The sequence below is a fragment of the Pseudoalteromonas sp. SR44-8 genome (assembly GCF_014163635.1).
In the GTDB taxonomy this organism is placed as follows: Bacteria; Pseudomonadota; Gammaproteobacteria; order Enterobacterales; family Alteromonadaceae; genus Pseudoalteromonas; species Pseudoalteromonas rhizosphaerae.
Map to the genome: position 1 here is coordinate 1 of NZ_JACJDS010000088.1, position 938 is coordinate 938.

Genomic DNA, 938 nt, shown 5'->3' on the forward strand with positions numbered 1-938 from the left:
ACAGGATTTAAAGCAAAAAGAAAAGCTGGATAAAAGTGCAGATAAAATCACGGAGTTCTTAGCGACCCACGAGGAAAAAACGGGCAGCAAAGGCAAGCCCATTAAAAGTAATATTACCGACCCTGATAGCGCGAAAATGACCACGTCAAAAGGTACAATCCAAGGCTACAACGGGATAGCGATAAATGACGATAAACATCAAATTATACTGCAAGCACAGGCATGGGGTACAGTGGGCGAGCAGCAAACCTTACAGCCAGCGGTTAAGCAATTAAAACAACAGCTCACTAAGCTCAATACAAAAAAAGAAGCAGATAATCACACCATAAAGTTTACCGCAGACAGTGGGTTTAACAGCGAAGTGAATCTTGAGTTTATGGCGAAAAGTGGCTTTGATACTTACATTGCGGATAACCAATTTAGAAAACGAAATCCGCTGTTTAAAGAAAGTGAAACTTATGAGACAGAGCAAGAAAAGCGCCGACTAAAACGCAGTAAAGGCAAGCCACGGTTATTTACCTCAGACGACTTCCATTATGATGAGACGACACAAACCTGCCGCTGTCCCGCAGGCAATGACATGTGGCGAAGCGGTATAAATGTAAACAGCCACAACCAAAAATATACGCGATTCTGCGGTTACTTAAAAGATTGCAAGGTATGCCCACTGCAACAGCAATGTATGCGAAAGCCACCTATAAAAACAGGACGGCAAGTTCAGTTTAAAAATGATGAATCGCGTAAAAAGCTAAGCTACATCGACAAAATGAAGGTCAAAATAGACAGCCCAATCGGGCGACGACAGTACAGCAAACGACTTGGCTGTATAGAGCCTGCTTTCCTTTAAATAAACAGCGGAATATTACAGTTAACAAAGGCATGAATAAATTGACCTTACGCGGTCAAACGAAAGTGAATGCCCAATGGCAACTGTATTG

1 protein-coding gene is annotated in these 938 nt (G+C 42.2%); it reads left to right on the plus strand.

Annotated elements, in window-relative coordinates:
* Positions 1 to 847: transposase (locus H5183_RS21420; RefSeq protein WP_182732686.1), on the plus strand; the 847-nt coding region annotated here is incomplete at its 5' end.
* Positions 848 to 938: the final 91 nt, after the last annotated feature.